The organism is Nocardia heshunensis, from assembly GCF_054782115.1.
The window spans coordinates 70634-87443 of record NZ_BAAGTC010000026.1 but is presented as its reverse complement, the minus strand read 5'-3'; the positions used below and the strand labels follow the sequence as shown (position 1 = coordinate 87443).

The following is a 16810-nucleotide window of genomic DNA, read 5'->3' as shown; positions in this document are numbered from 1 at the left end:
CGGGTCAGGCGGGGCTGGAATGCACCTGTCAGGCGGGGCTGAGCGCGGCATGGGCGGCCGTGAGCGCCGCGACGGCCCGCTGCCAGATGTCGGCGATCCGCGCGATATCGGTGTCGTCGAAAAGTGCTGCGCTCCAGCGGAAGAGGACGACCAGCTGTGGGCCCTGCGCGCCCGGATAGATCGCGGCAATGAGATCGAGGGCGTAGCGCAGCGGCATATCCGGCTCGGGCGCGATCGGGAGTCGCTGATGCAGGGCCAGATCCGTGACGGGTGCGAAGGGCGCGTCCGTGCCGGTGCCCGCGGTCAGGTCCATGCGGCCGAGGTAGTCGAAGAGCACCTGTGGTTCCGCGTCGGCCGTCAGTTCCGGTGCGCTGCCGTCGTAGCGCAGGGTGCCGTAGTCCAGGCCCTTGTTGGGCACCATGTGCAGCTGTGCCGCAACGGTTTCCAGCAGCACGGTGGCGGCGGCCGGATCGGCCTGCGCGCGGGCCACGTCGATGCCGGAACCGGCGGCCAGGCGCAGCGGGTAGACGCTGGTGAACCAGCCGACGGTGCGTGCGGTGTCGGCCTCGGCTGCTACCCGCGCGTCCTCGCGGCCGTGACCCTCCATGGCCACCAGTGCGCCCGCCGTGGTGTCCTGGCCGCGTTCGGCCCGCCAGGTGTTGAGCGTGAGCACCCAGGCGGCGAGCAGGAATTCGTGGATTCCGGCGGCTCGGTCACCGTGACCGGTGGCCGCGAGGAGGTCGCGGGTCGCGTCGGAGTCGGTGAAGGACGGGGTGATTCGGTACGAGTCCCAGGTGTCGATGCGCGGATCCGGTCGGCGGTGGCCGAGCGGGGCGTCACCGCCCGCCAGCTGTCCGGCCCAGAAATCGCGCTGGGACTGTACTTCCCGGCCCGAGCCCCGGGTAGCGAGCAGCTGACCCCAGCGCCGGTAGGACGTGGATTCGGTTGCAAGGCGCGGTGTCTCGCCCGCTTCGAGCTGCTGCCAGGCGTCGGCCAGGTCGCCGAGGATGATGTGCCAGGACACCGGATCGACCGCGAGATGATGGACGGTCAACAGCAGCACATCGCCCGCTGGGCGGCGGAATCGCACCGCCTGCAGCATGATCCCGGCCGCCGGGTCGATGCGATCGATGGCTTCGCGAGAGTGAAGTTCCAGTGCGCCACCGAGATCGGCGTCGACAGGGACCTCGGTCAGCACGTCGGAAGCCCGCACGATACCGGGTTCCCGGGTGATCAGACGGGGCTCGCCCTCGGTGTGGTGGAGCCGGGCACGCAGCATGTCGTGCCCGTCGAGCAGGGCCTGCAGCGTGGATTCCAGTCGTGTGGACTCGATTCCGGCCGGGAGCGTCACCAGCGTGGAGAGCGTGAGCCGCCGGTAGCCGCCGAACTCGTACATCCACCGCATGATCGGTGTGACGGGCACTTCCCCGTATTCGGTGAGCTGTTCCGACTTCACCGACTCCCGCAATGCTGCACGGGCATCCACCGCCGCGGCGAGGTCGCGCACGGTCGGGGTGGCCAGCACCATGGCCGGGCTGATCGGTATTCCGGCACGACGGGCCTTGTCCACCAGGGAGATGGCGACGATGCTATCGATGCCGAGGGCCAGGAAATCGTCGTCGATGCCGATGGTGCGGCCGCCCAGCACGGTGGCGAAGGCGGCGCACAACGCGCGTTCGGTGGCGGTGCGCGGCACGGTCCCCGAACCGGATTCGCTGAGCAGGCTCAGCCCGGCAGCGGTGAGCGCTCGCACGTCCAGCTTGCCGTTCGGGGTCACCGGCAGAGCGGCGAGGGTGACGATGCGGGCGGGCACCATGTAGGCCGGTAGATGCGCGGAAAGTGCTGCGCGTAAGGCGGTCCCGTTGGCATCGTCGGCCACCGCGAAGCCGACCAACGTCGGCCCGGTGGGCCGCGTGACCACCACGACGGCGGCCTCGCGCACACCCGGCAGGCGCAGCAAGGCGGACTCGATATCGCCGATCTCGATGCGGTAGCCGCGGATCTTGACCTGATCGTCGGCGCGACCCAGGTAGGCGATCTCACCGGAAGGCAACTGCCGCACCAGATCTCCGGTGCGGTACATGCGCACGCCGGAACCGAACGGGTCAGCAACGAAACGGTCGGCGGTCTGCGCGGCCCGACCGACATAGCCGCGGGTCAGCTGCGCGCCGGACAGGTAGAGCTCGCCGACCACACCGCGCGGAACCGGGCGCAGCGCGGAGTCGAGGACGTAGCCCGCCATGCGATCGACCGGGCGGCCGATCACCGGGACCAATCCGGCCTGCGAAAGCTCCTCGAGCCCACCGGTATTGATGGTGGCGACGACCGCCTCGACGGTGGTCTCGGTCGGGCCGTAGCAGTTGTAGACGGCCGCATCCGGCAGTGCGCGCAGCCGTTCCCACAACGCTGGCCCGATGGCCTCGCCACCCAACGCCAGCACGGTGAGATGATCCCCGTCGACCAGTCCGGCCGCCTCGAGCTGCGCGAACATCGACGGTGAGGTGTCGATCATGTCGACCCGATGCCGGACGATCCCCTCGACCAGCCCCTGCGCGTCCCGCATCTCGGTCTCGTCGAACAGGTGCACCGCATGCCCGTCGAACAACCCGATCAACGGCTGCCAGGACGCGTCGAAACTCAGCGACCAGGCATGCGCGATCCGCAAGGCCCGCCCCAGCCGCGCCCGCGCCGGGCGGTACACCCGGTCCCGGTGATCGGCGAAGTAGGAGGCCAGCGCGGCATGAGTGCCCATGACGCCCTTGGGTTCCCCGGTCGACCCGGAGGTGAAGATCAGATAGGCGCGGGTCTCCGGATGCACCGGGCGCGGCGAGACAGCCCGTTGCGCGGCAATTCGTTCGGCGGTGGCGGTCTCGTCCAGCACCAGGAATTGCGTCGACTGCGAGAGGTCCGCCGTGGCGGCCAGCACCGGCTGGCTTGCCGCGACCGTCACGACCATCTCCGGCTCGGCCTGGCGCAGCATCGAGGCGATCCGCGTGGCCGGGGCCGAGATGTCCACGGGCACATAGGCCGCGCCCGTGTACAGCGTGGCGAGGATGGCGACAATCGAGTCCGCCGAGCGTGGAAGTGCCAGCGCCACCACGGATTCCGGCCCGACGCCGCGCGCCTCGAGCTCGGCAGCCAGCCGTCCGGCCGCCTCGTGCAGCTCACGATAGGTGTAGTGCGCGGTCGCGGTGCTCAATGCCGACGCCTCGGGCGCGGCCTCGACCTGGCGCAGGAACAGCTCCGGCACCGAGGCAGGCATGGCCCACCCATCCCGCTGCCCAGCAGGATCCACGGCTCGCTCCGCAGGAAGGAGGACGTCCAGAGCGTCCGGAGTCGAATCGGCGTGATCGGGGAGTTGGCGCAGGACGGAGATGATGCGGGCGCCGAGGTCGGGGATCGGGAGGTGCGGGAGGGCTTCGGCGATGGCTTCGAGGGCTACGACGAGGCGGTTGTCTTCCAGGTGGGAGACCACCGAAAGGGGGTAGTGCACCAGGCTTTCCATTGCGACGGGGAGGAAGCGGGTGCCGTTGGTGGTGATCAAGGGGTCGGTGGCGGCGCCGATGGGGGCGTTCTCGAAGACGAACAGGACGTCGAAGAGGGGGCCGTGGCCTGCGGTGCGCTGGATGGCGGACAGGCTCAGGTAGCCGGCGTCGCGCATGGCGGCCTGCTCGCGTTGCAGGGTGCGGCACTGGTCGCGGACGGTGTCGGTGCGGTTCAGCAGGACGCGGGCGGGCACGGTGTTGATGAACAGGCCGATCATGGTTTCCACGCCGGGCAGCGCATCCGGTCGCCCGGAGATGGTGGTGCCGTAGACCAGGTCGCGGCGGTCGGTGAGCCGGGAAAGCACGACGGCCCAGGCGAATTGGATGACGGTGCCGAGGGTGAGGCCGTTGGTGCGCGCCCAGCGGATCAGGCGCCGGGTCTCCTCGGGGTCGAGGTAGTGGCGGGTGCGCTGCGGGATGACGGTGCCCACGGCGGCCGCACCGGCATCGGCGAGCATGAGCGGGCCCGACAGCGGACGCAGGTAGTCGGCCCAGGCCCGGTCGGCGGCGGCGGTGTCCTGGGCGGCGAGCCAGCCGATGTAGTCGCGGTAGGGGCGGGGCGCGGGCAGTGCGTCGGCCACGCCCCCGGCCTCGTAGACGGCGATGAGTTCGCGGAAGAACACCGCGACCGCCCAGCCGTCCATGAGGATGTGGTGGGTGGTGAGGATCATGCGGCGGCGCTCGCCGGGCAGCGTCACCAGGGTGACTCGCAAGGCCGGGCCCTTGCCCAGATCGAAGTTGTGCGCCCGGTCGGCCGTGGCGATCGCGTCGAATTCCTCGGGCCGCGCGTCGATCTCGGTCCACGGCAGGTCCACCCAGGTGGGCACGATCTGCACCGGCTTGGGCAGATCCTGATCCCAGAAGGCCGCCCGCAGATTCGGATGCCGCATCAGCAGCGCCTCGACGCTACGGCGCAACACCGGGATGTCCACCGGTCCGCCGATATCGATGACGAACTGCATGGTGTACAGGTCGACGCCGCCGTCGGCCAGGCGGGCCAGCGAGAACAGGCCCTCCTGCAGCGGGCTCAGCGCCAGCACGTCCTCGATCTCGGCGGGCTTGGACCGGGCGACGGTCACGGGCTGATCCTCTCTCACTGCGCGCCCTTCCAGGCGGCGCCGAGCGCGGCCAGGGCATCCTGGCCGAGGCCGGAGGCGCTCATCGGGGCGTGGGCATGAACGTCGGAAATCGCACTGGGCGTGGATGATTCGGCAGTAGCCGCAACGGCTTCCGGCGTGCTGCCACCGAAGGCCGCCGATATCTCCGCCGCCGACACTCCCGCCGCCGCGGCGATATCCGCCGTGGTCACCCCGGCCGCGAGCGCCGCGTCGACGGCGGTCGCGAGCTCGGTGACGGTCATGCACTCGAACACCAGCTGCGGCGAGAGCGGTAGCCCGATCTCGTTGGCCCGCACCGACCATTGAATGGAGATGACACTGTCCCCGCCGAGCGCGAAGAAGTTGTCCTCCCCGCCGACCTCGTCGACTTCGAGCTCCAGTAGTTCGGCCAGAATGGCGCACAGCCGCGCCTCGGTGTCGACTCCGCCTGGGGCACCGGTGAATTCAGCGGCACCCGCCGTGGACGACGGGCGGGCGACGGCCCGCTCGCGCTCGATGGCGAACTCCAATTCACCGTGCACGGTCCAGCGCGCTCGATCAGCGCTGGGCACCAGGGCTTCTCCGGTCACGGACCCGACGTGCACGGTGCCCACCACTCCCGGCGGGACCGGACGCTGATGGTCGTCCAGGACCAGCACCCGCGTGCCCGAGGCCGGGACGGCGGTCGCCGCGCCGGTCAGCGACCCGCGCGCCACCACCCCCGGGAATCCGGGCACCGCATACGCGTAGGTGGCCGTGGAATCCGACGACAGCGCCGGTAGTAGATCGGGAAGCGCTGCGGGCCAGTCGGTTCCGAGCACCTCCCAGTGCCGCACCGACGGCAGCATGGACACGCCGGTGTGCACGAACCGGGCCAAGGTACCCGGGTCGGCAGCCACCCGGGATGGCGTATACCGCGTGATCAGGTCCACCAGGGCGGTCGGATCGTCCCGTTCGGCTTCGGCGGCGATGATCGCGGTCGCGCCGGTGGTGATGGCCGACAGCAGTTCGGTGACGAGTGCGGCGCTGTCCCAGGCCGCCGCCACCAAGTGGCGATCCTCGAACCCGTCGGCGGCGGAGGCACTTTCGATCCTCGACCGACGGTCCACGGCCCATCCGCCCGCGACAGCATCGGCCAGCAGGCACGTCACCTTGGCGGCGAGCCCGGTGTCAGCACCGCTCCGATCGCCGGTGGCGGCGCCGCCGATGGTCCGCGTCGCCCACCCTGCGAGCTCACCGTAGGTGAGAACGTCGTCCCCGCACCGCACGGCGGGCCGCCCGGCGGGAATCGCACGGAGACGTTCGAGCAACTCCGGGTCGGCAAGTGTTTCGGCGGCGGGACCGGTGGCCCAGTGCTCGAGCACCTTTCGGCGTTCGAGCTCCGGCATCACGTCGAGGTCGCTCAGGGCGAGGTCCGGGTTGTCGGCGAAGGCGGTCAGGACCTGGAGCATGCGCTGGGCCAACAGATCGCCGGTGGTTGCTTCGTAGAGGTCGGTGTTGATGATGACGCTGGCGTCGAAGCCGCCGTCGGTGCCGGCGAAGAAGTTGATGCTCAGGTCCAGGAGGGAGATGTCGAATTCGATGGGGAGGACCGAGATTTCGGCTTCGCCGAGGCCTGCTTCGCCGGCGGACCAGTCTTCCGCGCGGAAGTGCATCATGGCTTGGAACAGGGGGTTGCGGGAGCGGGAGCGGGGCGGATTGACCGCTTCGACCACGCGTTCCAGCGGGACGTCCTGGTTGGCGTAGGCAGCCAGCGCGGTATTGCGGGAGCGTTCCAGCACGGTGCGCAGGCTCGGGTTGCCCGAGAGGTCGTTGCGGAGCACCACCATATTGGCGAGCAGGCCGACCAGGTCGGAGGCGACCGGATAGGACCGGCCCGCGACCGGGGTGCCGAGCGGAATGTCCACTCCCCCACCGAGTTTGTGCAGCAGGGTGACGACGGCGGCCTGGTAGAGCATGAATTCCGACGCGCCCGCGGCCTCGGCCAGCGTCCGGAGCCGATTTCGCAGCTCGGCGGGGACGGCGAAGGCGGTCATGCTGCCCTGCTTGCCGAGGACGGCGGGGCGGGGATGGTCGTGGGCGGGGTTGATCTCGTCGGGCAGGCCGGTGAGGGTGTCACGCCAGTAGTCGATGCGGTCCTGGTCGGCGCTCACCAATTCCCGCTGCCAGAGCGCGAAGTCGGCGTAGTCGAGGGCGAGCGGCTCCCAGCGCGGTGCACTGCCGGTGTCGATGCGGCTGCGGTAGGCGACGGCCAGGTCGGCCAGGATGGTGCGGAAGGACCAGTGGTCGGCGACCATGTGGTGCACCAGCAGCGAGATGGCATGCGCATGCCGGTCCAGCACGAAGACCTTGGGGCGCACCAGCAGTTCGGATTCCACCGCGAAGCAGTATTCGGCGGCCTCGGCCAGTTCGGCGGGCAGGCGGTCCGGATCGTCGAGCACCGTGACCAGCACGTCGATCGGCCCGGCCGGCAGCACCGACTGATACGGCACGCCCGCGTCCTCGGGGAAGACGGTGCGCAGCGCCTCGTGCCGGGCCACCACGTCACCGAGCGCGGCGGTCAGCGCGGTGAGGTCGAGCGGGCCGTCCACGCGCATGGCGAACGGGATATTGCCGACGGCGCTGGGGCCCTCCAGTTTGCGCTGGAACCACATGGCCAACTGCGAGAACGACAGCGGAACCCGTTCCGGCCGCACACGTCTGGCCAGGCTCGGGGTCGCGGCTCGCACTACGGCGGCCGGGGCGGCCTCGATAAGCGCAGCCAAGCCCGCGACGGTGGGGGTGTCGAAGGGAGCGCGCACATCGAGTTCGACGCCGAACTCTTTGCGGATCACCACGATCAGGCGGGTCGCCAGCAGCGAATGCCCGCCCAGCTCGAAGAAGGAGTCGTCCGCGCCCACCCGGTCGCGGCCGAACAGCTGCCCGAACACGGCGGCCAGCCGGATCTCGACGGCGGTGGCGGGTTCCCGGTAGCCGCGCGCGGCCCGGCGCTCCGGCGTGGGCAGGGCGCGCTTGTCCAGCTTGCCGTGCACGGTCAGCGGGATGGTGTCGATGACGGCGACCGCGGCGGGGACCATGTACTCGGGCAGCACCGTCGCGGCATGCGCGCGCAGCTGTTCCGCGTCCACGGTCGCACCCGCCGCGGGCACCACGTAGGCGGCGAGCATGGCGCCGACCGCCGGGTCCTCGGTGGCGATGACCACGCAGTGGCCCACGCTCGGATGCCCGCCGAGCACGGCCTCCACCTCGCCGAGCTCGATGCGGAAACCGCGCACCTTGACCTGTTCGTCGGCGCGGCCGACGAATTCGATCTCACCGTCGGCATTGCGGCGGGCCAAATCGCCGGTGCGGTAGAGGCGGGCGCCGGGCACTCCGGCCGGGCCGCCGAACGGGTCGGCGACGAAACGTTCCGCGCTCAATCCGGACCGGTTGAGGTAGCCGCGCGCCAATTGCTCGCCGCCCAAATAGATTTCGCCGACGACCCCGGCCGGGACCAGTTGCAGCGCCTCGTCGAGCAGGTACACGTAGACGTTGCGGTTGGGGGTGCCGATCGGCACGATGCGGGTGCCCTGCGGGCCCACCACGTCCTGGTGCGTCGCGCACACCACGGCCTCGGTCGGACCGTAGTGGTTGCGCAGTTCCGCGTCGAAGATGCCCGCGAACTTGTCGGCGATCTCGCCCGGCAGCGCCTCGCCGCCCACCGGGACGTGCCGCAGCGCCCACCACTGGCTCACCTCCGGCAGCAGCAGGAAGGTGCTGAGCATGGACGGCACCATGTGCAGCACGGTGACACCGCAGCGGGTGATGACCTCGGCCACGTACGGAATGTCGCGGAACGCATCGGGTTTCGGCACCACCAGGCGCGCGCCCGCGGTGAAGGTGACGAAGATGTCGAGCAGCGAGGCGTCGAAGCTGACCGAGGAGGACTGCAGCAGGCGGTCTTCCGCGGTCATGCCCCATTCGGCGACGAACCCGTCCAGGTGTTCGGCGATCGCGCCGTGCGGCACCGGGACACCCTTGGGCTTACCGGTCGACCCCGAGGTGTAGATGACGTAGGCCAGATTGCCGGGGACCAGCGCGCGCAGGCGGTCGGCATCGGACGGATCATGTTCGGGGAGTTCGGCCGCCGACAGTTCGGCGGCATCGAGCTCGACGCGGCCCAGCACCAGGCGGGGGCGGGCGTCGGCGACCAGATAGTCGATGCGGTCGTCCGGGTAGGCCGGATCGATGGGCAGGTAGGCCGCGCCGGACTTGAGCACGGCCAGCATGCCGACCACGAACTCCACCGAGTTGGACAGCCGCAGGCCGACCAGGTCCTCAGCGCCGAGGCCTTCACCGATCAGCCAGTGCGCCAGGCGATTAGCGCGGCAGTTGAGCTCGGCATAGGTGAGTTCGACACCGGTGTCGGGGGCGACGACGGCCATGGCGTCGGGTGCGGCGGCGACCTGATCCTGGAACAGGTCGACCATCGTGACCGGCGCGGTGGCGACCAGCTCGCCGTGCGAGAGCGCCAGGATCCGCGCGGCATCGGCGGCGCCCAGAATGTCCAGGTCGCCGATGCGCTTGCCGGGCTCCGTCAGCGCCGCGTCCAGCAATTGCGTGTAGTGGCACAGCAATTGGTCGATCAGCGGGCCGTCGAGCTGGTCGAGCTGGTATTCGGCCTCGAGGTACGCGCCGGTCGGCTCCAGCACCACGGCCAGGCTCAGCGGCAGCTGCGTCACCGGGCTGCCCAGCTCCAGCAGGGTGGCCTCGATACCGGGCAGGGCGAAACCGTCGGCGCTCTTGCGGACACTGAAGCCCAGGCGCACCAGCTGATCGAGGCCGTCCTTACCGCCCAGCCGCTCCGGATTGGCGGCGCGCACCACCGCATCGATGCCCGCGCCCTGATGCGCGAAGGCACCGAGGCAGGTGTCGCGGACGGCGTCGGTGAAGGCGGCGAAGCTGCCACGCGGGGTGAGGGTGGCGCGCAACAGCAGGGTGTTGCCGAAGTAGCCGATCAAGGATTCGGCAAGGGCATTGCGGCGCACCGTGACCGGCACCGAGACCAGGAAGTCACCGGCGGCGGTGTAGCGGTGAACGACGGCCTCGTAGGCGGCCAACAGCACCATGAACGGGGTCGCCTGATGCTCACGGGCGAACGCGTCGACCCGCGCCATCAGGTCGGTGGACAGTGCGAGGGTGCGGCGCTCGGCCTGCCTGGAGCCGGAATCGCTACCCTTGCCCGGCAATTCGAGCGACTCGGGCAGCGGACGCAGTGCGTTGCGCCAGTAGTCCAGATCCGCGTCGGAGCCCGTCGTGTCGGCTCCGAAGACCTCGACGTCCACGAATTGTCCGGACAGTGTGCCGAGTTCGGTGCTGCCGTACGCGGCATTCACCTCACCGAAGAAGACGCCCCAGGAATCGTCGTCCCAGCAGATGTGATGGGCGACCAAGATGAGAGCGAAATCGTCGGCGGCCAGCCGCACCAGGGTGAGGCGCAGCGGCGACTCCGCCGACAGGTCGAAGGGACGGCCGAATTCCCTGCGCGCCAGCACTTCCAGCCGTCGTAAGCGACTGGCCTCGGGCAGCTCACCCAGGTCGTGGGCCTCCCAGCCGGGCGCGAGATCGGCGTGCGCGAGCTGATACGGCTCGCCGTCCTCACCGAGACCGTAAGTGGTGCGCAGGATGTCGTGCCGCTCGGCAACCGTGCGCACCGCTCGCCGCAGGCGCTCGCCATCCAGCTCACCGGTCAGCCGGTATGCCACACAGATATTGAGGGTGGTGTCGGCCGGGTCACGGGTCTGTAGGAACCACATGCGCCGCTGCCCGTCCGACAGCGGGTGCCGCTCCCCCGCGGTCGCGCGCGGCGCGGCGACGGGCGTGGCGGCCGCCGCGGCGACACCGCTCTCGGCTATCCGCCGGCGCAGCAGTTCCTTGCGGCGCTCCAGCAGGGTGTTGGCATCGTTCGCCATGTCTCGTCTCGCTCCTGAAAGATTGTCGTGCGAACTACGCCTGCGAACCGGCCATCAACCGGACGACATCGTCGAGTGACGCGCCGCCCAGGATCGCCGCCACCGGCAACTCGCGGTTCAGCTCGGCCTGCACCCGCTTGCGGAAATCCAAGGCCTGCAGGGAATCCAGGCCCAGGGCCACCAGCGGGACGGAAGTATCGAAGGCTTCGGTGCCCGCGCCCATCACCTTCCCCAGCTGCCGCCGCACCTGATCGGCCAGATTGCCGGGGGCGGTGGTTGCCTCCGTCATTCCGGCGTGCTTTTGGCCGGAATCCAACGTCTCGTTGTGTGGATCCCGGCCAAGAAGCGCGCCGGGATGACGAGGGGACTCGGTGGCGACAGCCGCGGCAGCCCCCGATTCGGTAGCGGCTGCCGCCACCACGCTGTCCAGCAGCGGGCCCTGGCCGATCGCGGCCATGAGCGCCTGGACGTCGTTCCAGTCGGCCGCGGCGACCAGGCGGTTGCCCGTGCCCGGGTGGTCGGCGTGCTGGGTGAATCCCACTGCCAGGGCGTCCGCGGCACGCATCGGCGTGACACCGGCGGCCTGGACCGGGCCGGTGCCGACCGCGTGCAGCGGGCCCTCGAGATCCCAGAGACCCCACTGCATCGCGACCGCGTCGACACCCTGGGCGCGCAGGCGGCGCGCCAGCACGTCGAGCATCCGGTTCACGGTGGCGTAGAGGATCTGCCCACGACCACCGAAAGTCGCTGCGGCAGAGGAACACAGGATGATCCGGCAGTCCAGGGCTCGCGGCCAGGCGCCCAGCAGGTGCTCGGTGCCGTAGATCTTGGAACCGGCCATTTCACGGAAGTTCTCGGGCGTGACGTCAGCCAGTTCGGCGCGGACGTAATTGACGCCGGCGTGCACGATGACGGTCGCCGAGATCTCCTGGCGTTCGGCCAGTTCCGTGACCGCCGACTCGTCGGTGACGTCGCAGGTCTCGACCACGATCGCGGTGTCGCCCAAGGCCCGGATCGGGCGCAGGCGGCGGGTGACCGCCTCGGTCTCCCCGGACCGGCTGAGCAGGGTGATCCGGCGCGCCCCCCGACGGGCGTAATGCGCGCAGAATTCGATGCCCAACGTGCCGGTGCCACCGACGATCACGACGTGCGACAGGTCCGCGTCCGGAACCGGGCCCGGCTGTGCGCCATCGACTTCCAGCCGCTTGGCATAGACCGCGCCGTCCCGCAGCGCGAGCTCCGGCTCGCTCTTGACGTGCACGGCGCGCACCAGCGCGGCAGCCTGACTCGCATCCGTCTGTCCGGCCGCGAGATCCACCCGCCGGAACGCGATACCCAGCGACTCCATCCCCAGGCACCGGTATCCGGCGGTGACCGCGCCGTGGAACTGGTGCGGCACCGGATCGTTCGCGACGACCTGTTCGCCGCCCACGGTGACCAGCCAGCAGTTGGTGACCCCGGCCAGCTCCGGCAGCCACGACGGCTGGGCGAAGAACGCGGCGGCCTCCTCGACGGCGGCCGACGCGTCGAGCTCACCCTGCTCGGGCAGCAGGATCACCACGGTGTCGTAACCACCGGCGGTCGCGTCCGGACCCTGGACGCGAGCCGAGCCGCCGTGATTGTGGGCGGCCGTGCAGAGGGCGGCGGCCAGCTCCGGGTTGGCTCCGGTGTGGTCGACGACCAGCAGGTCACGCGGGAGGACGAGGGAGCGCTTGTCCAGCCGGACCCAGTTCTCGACCAATCGGTGCGGAAGACGGTGGGTCGACTCCGGAATCGGCTGTCCGGCCGGGGATTCGATCGCGGCCCACAAGCGCTGCGGGTTCATGACGGTGTTCGGGAAGTCGCGCAGCGGGAGGGTCACCGCGTCCGTGGCGCGCAGGGCCTGCCAGTTGTAGGCGAGGTCCGAGACCGCGACGGTGGCCAGGCTTCGGGTGAACTCGCGCAGGGTGTCGGCGGTGCGCAGGGACGTGCCGAGGACGCGGAAGTCGCGGGGCGGCAGGGCCGGGTCCTGGGGGACGAGGCCGAGGTTCTCCTGGACCGCCAGTTGCAGGGTGGGGTGTTCGGCGACCTCGACGAAGGTGTCGATGCCGTCCACGGCGGCGGCCACGATGGCGCGGTCGAAGCGGACGCGGTTGCGCAGGTTCCAGTACCAGTACTGCTCGTGCTCGAGGTCGGGGGTGATCTCGGTGCCGAGAGTCGCTCCGTAGCACGGAATGTCGCCCGCGGTAAAGGTCGGCGCGCTCATCTCCTCGCCCAGGAACTGTTCGAAGGCGGACCGCAGTTCGGCCACGATCGAGGTGTGCGCCGGGTAGGCGACCTGGATCTCCCGGGCGAACGTGCCCTGCCCCTGCGCGATGGCGACCAGATCGACAATGGTCTCGCGGTCACCCGAAATGGCCAGGATGTGCGGCGAATTCACCACCGACAGCTCGGCCCAGCCGGAGTGGCGGGCCAGCAGGGCCTCCACCGCCTCGCGGTCCATGCCGAGCACCGCCATCGAATACCCGCGCGGGGAAATGCGTTCCACCAGCCGGGCCCGCTGGGTGACGGCCATGACGGCGTCGCGGCGGGTCATCACCCGCGCCACCCAGCCCGCCGCCAGCTCGCCCTGACTGTGGCCGACGGCCGCGGCGGGCTCGACCCCGGCGGCCCGCCACATGGCGGCGAGTCCGGTCATGTGGAACATCAAGGCGGGCTGCACTTCCCACACCGTGTCCTCGAATTGCCCCTCGTTGCCGAGCAGATAGTGCAGCGGCTGGGCGTGACCGTAGTGGTCGAGATGCAGTGCGGCACAGGCATCCACCTCCGCCCGGTAGGCGGCGGACAGCCCGTAGTACAGCGCGCCCATGCCGGGACGCTGCGAACCCTGGCCGGGGAACACGAAGCCGATGCGGCGCGCGGTGGCGGTACCCGACACCACGGCCGGATGTTCCGCGTCGTCGGCGACGGCCGCCAGCGCGCCCAGCAGCTCCGCGCGATCCGACACCATGGCCAGCGCCCGGCGGCGGCGCGCCATCCGGGTGCGGAACAGCATGTCCGCCACTCGATCCGGTGTGACCTCCGGCCGGTCTTCCAGGTAGCGGGCCAGCTGTGCCGCCTCGGCACGCAGCCCGGCGGGGGTCTCGGAGGACAGCAGGACCGGGACGGTGCCGTCCGGGAGACGGTACTCAGACATGAAGATCCTCCGGAACGGGCATGCCGAGCACGGCATGCGCATTGGTGCCCGCGACGCCGAACGAGGAGACGGCCCCGTAGCGGACGCCCGCGCGGGGCTCCCACGGGGTGAGTTCGGTGGCCAGGCGCAGGCTGGTGGCGTCCCAGTCGACCCGGTCGGTGGGGTTGTCGGCGAACAGGGTCGGCGCGATCTGCCCGTACTGCCCGCACAGCAGCACCTTGATCAGGCCGAGCATGCCCGAGGCCGCCTGCGCGTGACCGAGGTTGGACTTCACCGAGCCCAGCAGTGGGCCGGCGGCCCGATCCGGGGAGCCGTAAGCGTTGGCGAGAGCGGTCAATTCGAGCGGATCACCGACCGGCGTACCGGTGCCGTGGCCCTCGATCAAGCCGATGGCGTCGGCGTCGACACCCGCCGCGGCGAGAGTCTTTTCGATGAGCCGCTGCTGCGCGTTCGCACTCGGCACCGCCAGCGGCGCACCCTTGCCGTTGTGATTCACGCGGGTACCCAGCACCCGGGCGTAGACCCGGTGCCCGAGTGCACGCGCCCGCGACTCCCGTTCCAGCACAACCACACCCGCGCCCTCACCCCACACCGTGCCGGTGGCATCGGCGGCGTACGCGCGCAGGTGCCCGTCGACGGCAAGCGCATTGTTCTTGGAGAACTCGTAGAACGCGGCGGGCGACCCCATCACGCAGACACCACCGGCCAGCGCCCATTCGCACTCGTCATTGCGAATCGCGTTGGCGGCCAGGTGCAGTGCGGTCAGCGACGACGCACACGCGGTGTCCACGCTCATCGACGGCCCGACCAGACCGAGCCCGTGCGAGATACGCCCGGCCACCGCGCCCAGCGCCGTCCCGGTCACCCGGTAGCCGCTGTAGTCGGTGACCGCGGCCGCGATCGGCCCGTACTCGTTGATGGACGCGCCCATGAAGCAGCCCACCTCGGCCCCGTCCAGGCTGCCGGGGTGCAGTCCCGCGTTCTCCAGCGCCCGCCACGCGACCCGCATGCCGACCCGCTGCTGGGGATCCATCGACACCGCTTCGCGCGGCGTGATCCCGAAGAACATCGGATCGAATTCTGTTGCACCGTCGAGGAATCCACCGGAGTCGGCGACCCGCCCCCAACCCTCCATCCGATCCAGCGCCAGCAGCTGCTCCAGGGGCCATTCGCGATCGCGGGGGAACGCGCCGAGCAGCTCGCGGCCCTGCGACAGGGCAGCCCAGTAGTCGGGCAGCGTCTCCACGCCGCCCGGCGCTTCGATCGCCATGCCCGCGATGACGATGGGATCCGAGTGCGTCATGCCGCTCATCCGACCGGGTTCAGCGACGGGGCCAGCAGTTCGGCGATGCCGTCGGTGTGCTCGTTGAGGTAGAAGTGCCCGCCGTCGAAGACGGTGACGTCGATCTCCCGGGCGCTGTGATTCGCCCAGCCGTAGAGGTCACGCGGCGTCACGAACGGGTCCTCGACACCGCCGAGCACCTGAATCTTGGCCTGCACCTTGATATCCGGCGCACAGGTGTAGGCGTCGAAGGCCCGGTAGTCGGCCTTCACCACCGGCAGCGCCAGGCGCATCACCTCGCGGCTGCCCAGCACGTCCGCGCCGGTGCCGTCCAGACGGCCCAAGTGGTCGAGGATCTCGTCGTCGTCGGTGGGATGCGGTGGCAGCTCGGCGGCCTTACCCGGCGATACCGCCGCCGACGGGGCCAGCAGCCGCACCTCGCGGCCCGCCGCCTCGGCGGCCCGCACCAGTTCGAAGGCCACCATCGCGCCCATGCTGTGCCCGAACACGGTCAACGGCAGGCCGTGATCATGCTCGGAGGCAACATAATCCGCGTATGCGCCCGCGCCGATCTCCGCCAGCGAGGTCAGTGCCGCTTCGCGCGCCCGGTCCTGTCGGCCCGGGTACTGGAAGACGACGACGTCGAAATACTGGCTGAAGATCTTCGAGAACGCCCGGTAGCTGGACGCGCCCGCACCCGCGTGCGGGCAGATCAACAGCGGCGGAAGACCCGCCGCCGCGGGCTGGTGGAACTGCCGGACCCAGCCGAGCTGTGCTGCCATGATGGGGAACTCCTACTCCGCCGAATCGGTCAGATAGCCACCGCGCGCGAAGAATTCGGCCGCGTCGTGTTCGCGGCCGTCCGCGGTGCGCACCCGGGTGATGACCAGGGCGTGGTTGCCGCCGCGGTAGGCGTCGGGTCCGCAGACCACGGCCGCGCCACCATCGAGCACGACGACCCGGCCGGGTGTTCCGCCGCAACGGAATTCGGCGATGCGCGCGGCCAGCACCTCGACCCGCGCGCCGCGGTAGTAGGTGAAGGCGGGCGGGTACGGCGCGGACAGGGCGCGCACGAAACGCTCCAGATCCGTCGCAGGCCATGACCAGTCGATGCGGCTGTCGCGGTCGGCGCGCTTGTGGAAGTAGGTGCGCTCGGCCGGGTCCTGCGGAGTCCATACGGCGGTGCCGCTCTCGACCGCATCGAGGGCCTCGTTCACGGCGTCCGGGATGAGTTCCATTCCGGCCAGCACCAATTCGGTGCCGGTGACCTTCGGCCCGATGGGCAGGCGCTTCTGCACCAGGATGTCGCCGGTGTCGAGGTTCTCGTCCATGCGGTGCACGGTCAGCCCGGTTTCGGACTCCCCGCTGATCAGCGCCCACAGCACCGGCGAGAATCCGGTGAAGCGGGGCAGCAGCGAATCGTGCAGGTTCAGCGTGCCGTGCGGGGGCAGGTTGTAGAGCTCCTCGGGCATCCAGGTGTACCAGCTGTTCACCACGATGACGTCCGGCTCGGCCTGCTTGACCAGGTCGATGGTCGCGGCGTCGGCGCGCTCGGTGAGATGCACCGGAATCCCGTGTGCGCGAGCCAGTTCCTCGACCGAATCCGACCACATGGCCTTGTAGGTGGACTCGGCGGCCGGATGCGTCACCGACAGCACCACCTCGTGCCGCGAATCGATCAGGGCCTGCAGGGTTTTCCGACCCCAGGTCTGGAAGCCGAACGAGACGATGCGCATCTAACGGAACCTCATCCTCAGAAA

The 16810-nt window shown here is 70.2% G+C and carries 6 protein-coding genes; all 6 read right to left on the bottom strand.

Translation table 11 applies throughout. The annotated features are described in order from the left end of the window. Window positions 1-28 precede the first annotated feature (28 nt). Genes ACYVN4_RS40500 through ACYVN4_RS40475 form a run of 6 tightly spaced genes read right to left on the bottom strand, consistent with a single transcriptional unit; the run spans window position 29 to window position 16786 of the window. A complete protein-coding gene (locus ACYVN4_RS40500; protein ID WP_460728770.1) occupies window positions 29-4624 on the bottom strand; it encodes an amino acid adenylation domain-containing protein in 4596 nt (1531 codons plus the stop codon). 14 nt (window positions 4625-4638) lie between these two features. Then, window positions 4639-10593 carry an amino acid adenylation domain-containing protein gene (locus ACYVN4_RS40495; RefSeq protein ID WP_460728769.1) on the bottom strand — a complete coding sequence of 1985 codons (5955 nt, stop codon included), beginning with the start codon at window positions 10591-10593 and terminating at the stop codon, window positions 4639-4641. Between the two features lie 34 nt (window positions 10594-10627). Then, window positions 10628-13768, bottom strand: coding sequence for a nocobactin polyketide synthase NbtC (nbtC, locus tag ACYVN4_RS40490; RefSeq protein WP_460728767.1), 3141 nt, complete (start codon window positions 13766-13768; stop codon window positions 10628-10630). Further along, on the bottom strand, window positions 13761-15071 hold the full coding sequence (locus ACYVN4_RS40485; protein ID WP_460728765.1) for a beta-ketoacyl [acyl carrier protein] synthase domain-containing protein: 1311 nt from the start codon (window positions 15069-15071) through the stop codon (window positions 13761-13763). Before ACYVN4_RS40485 ends, nbtC begins: the two co-directional genes overlap by 8 nt. A gap of 5 nt (window positions 15072-15076) precedes the next feature. Beyond that, on the bottom strand, window positions 15077-15832 hold the full coding sequence (locus tag ACYVN4_RS40480; RefSeq protein WP_460728764.1) for a thioesterase II family protein: 756 nt from the start codon (window positions 15830-15832) through the stop codon (window positions 15077-15079). Window positions 15833-15844: 12 nt separating this feature from the next. Then, entirely contained in the window at window positions 15845-16786 is a 942-nt protein-coding gene (locus ACYVN4_RS40475; RefSeq protein ID WP_460728762.1) for a methionyl-tRNA formyltransferase, read from the bottom strand. Window positions 16787-16810 lie beyond the last annotated feature (24 nt).

What these genes read in the sequence shown, in the direction of transcription:
- ACYVN4_RS40495 (WP_460728769.1), bottom strand. Translation starts at nt 10,593, where the DNA reads ATGGCGAACGATGCCAACACCCTGCTGGAGCGCCGCAAGGAACTGCTG.
- nbtC (WP_460728767.1), bottom strand. Translation starts at nt 13,768, where the DNA reads ATGTCTGAGTACCGTCTCCCGGACGGCACCGTCCCGGTCCTGCTGTCC.
- ACYVN4_RS40485 (WP_460728765.1), bottom strand. Translation starts at nt 15,071, where the DNA reads ATGACGCACTCGGATCCCATCGTCATCGCGGGCATGGCGATCGAAGCG.
- ACYVN4_RS40480 (WP_460728764.1), bottom strand. Translation starts at nt 15,832, where the DNA reads ATGGCAGCACAGCTCGGCTGGGTCCGGCAGTTCCACCAGCCCGCGGCG.
- ACYVN4_RS40475 (WP_460728762.1), bottom strand. Translation starts at nt 16,786, where the DNA reads ATGCGCATCGTCTCGTTCGGCTTCCAGACCTGGGGTCGGAAAACCCTG.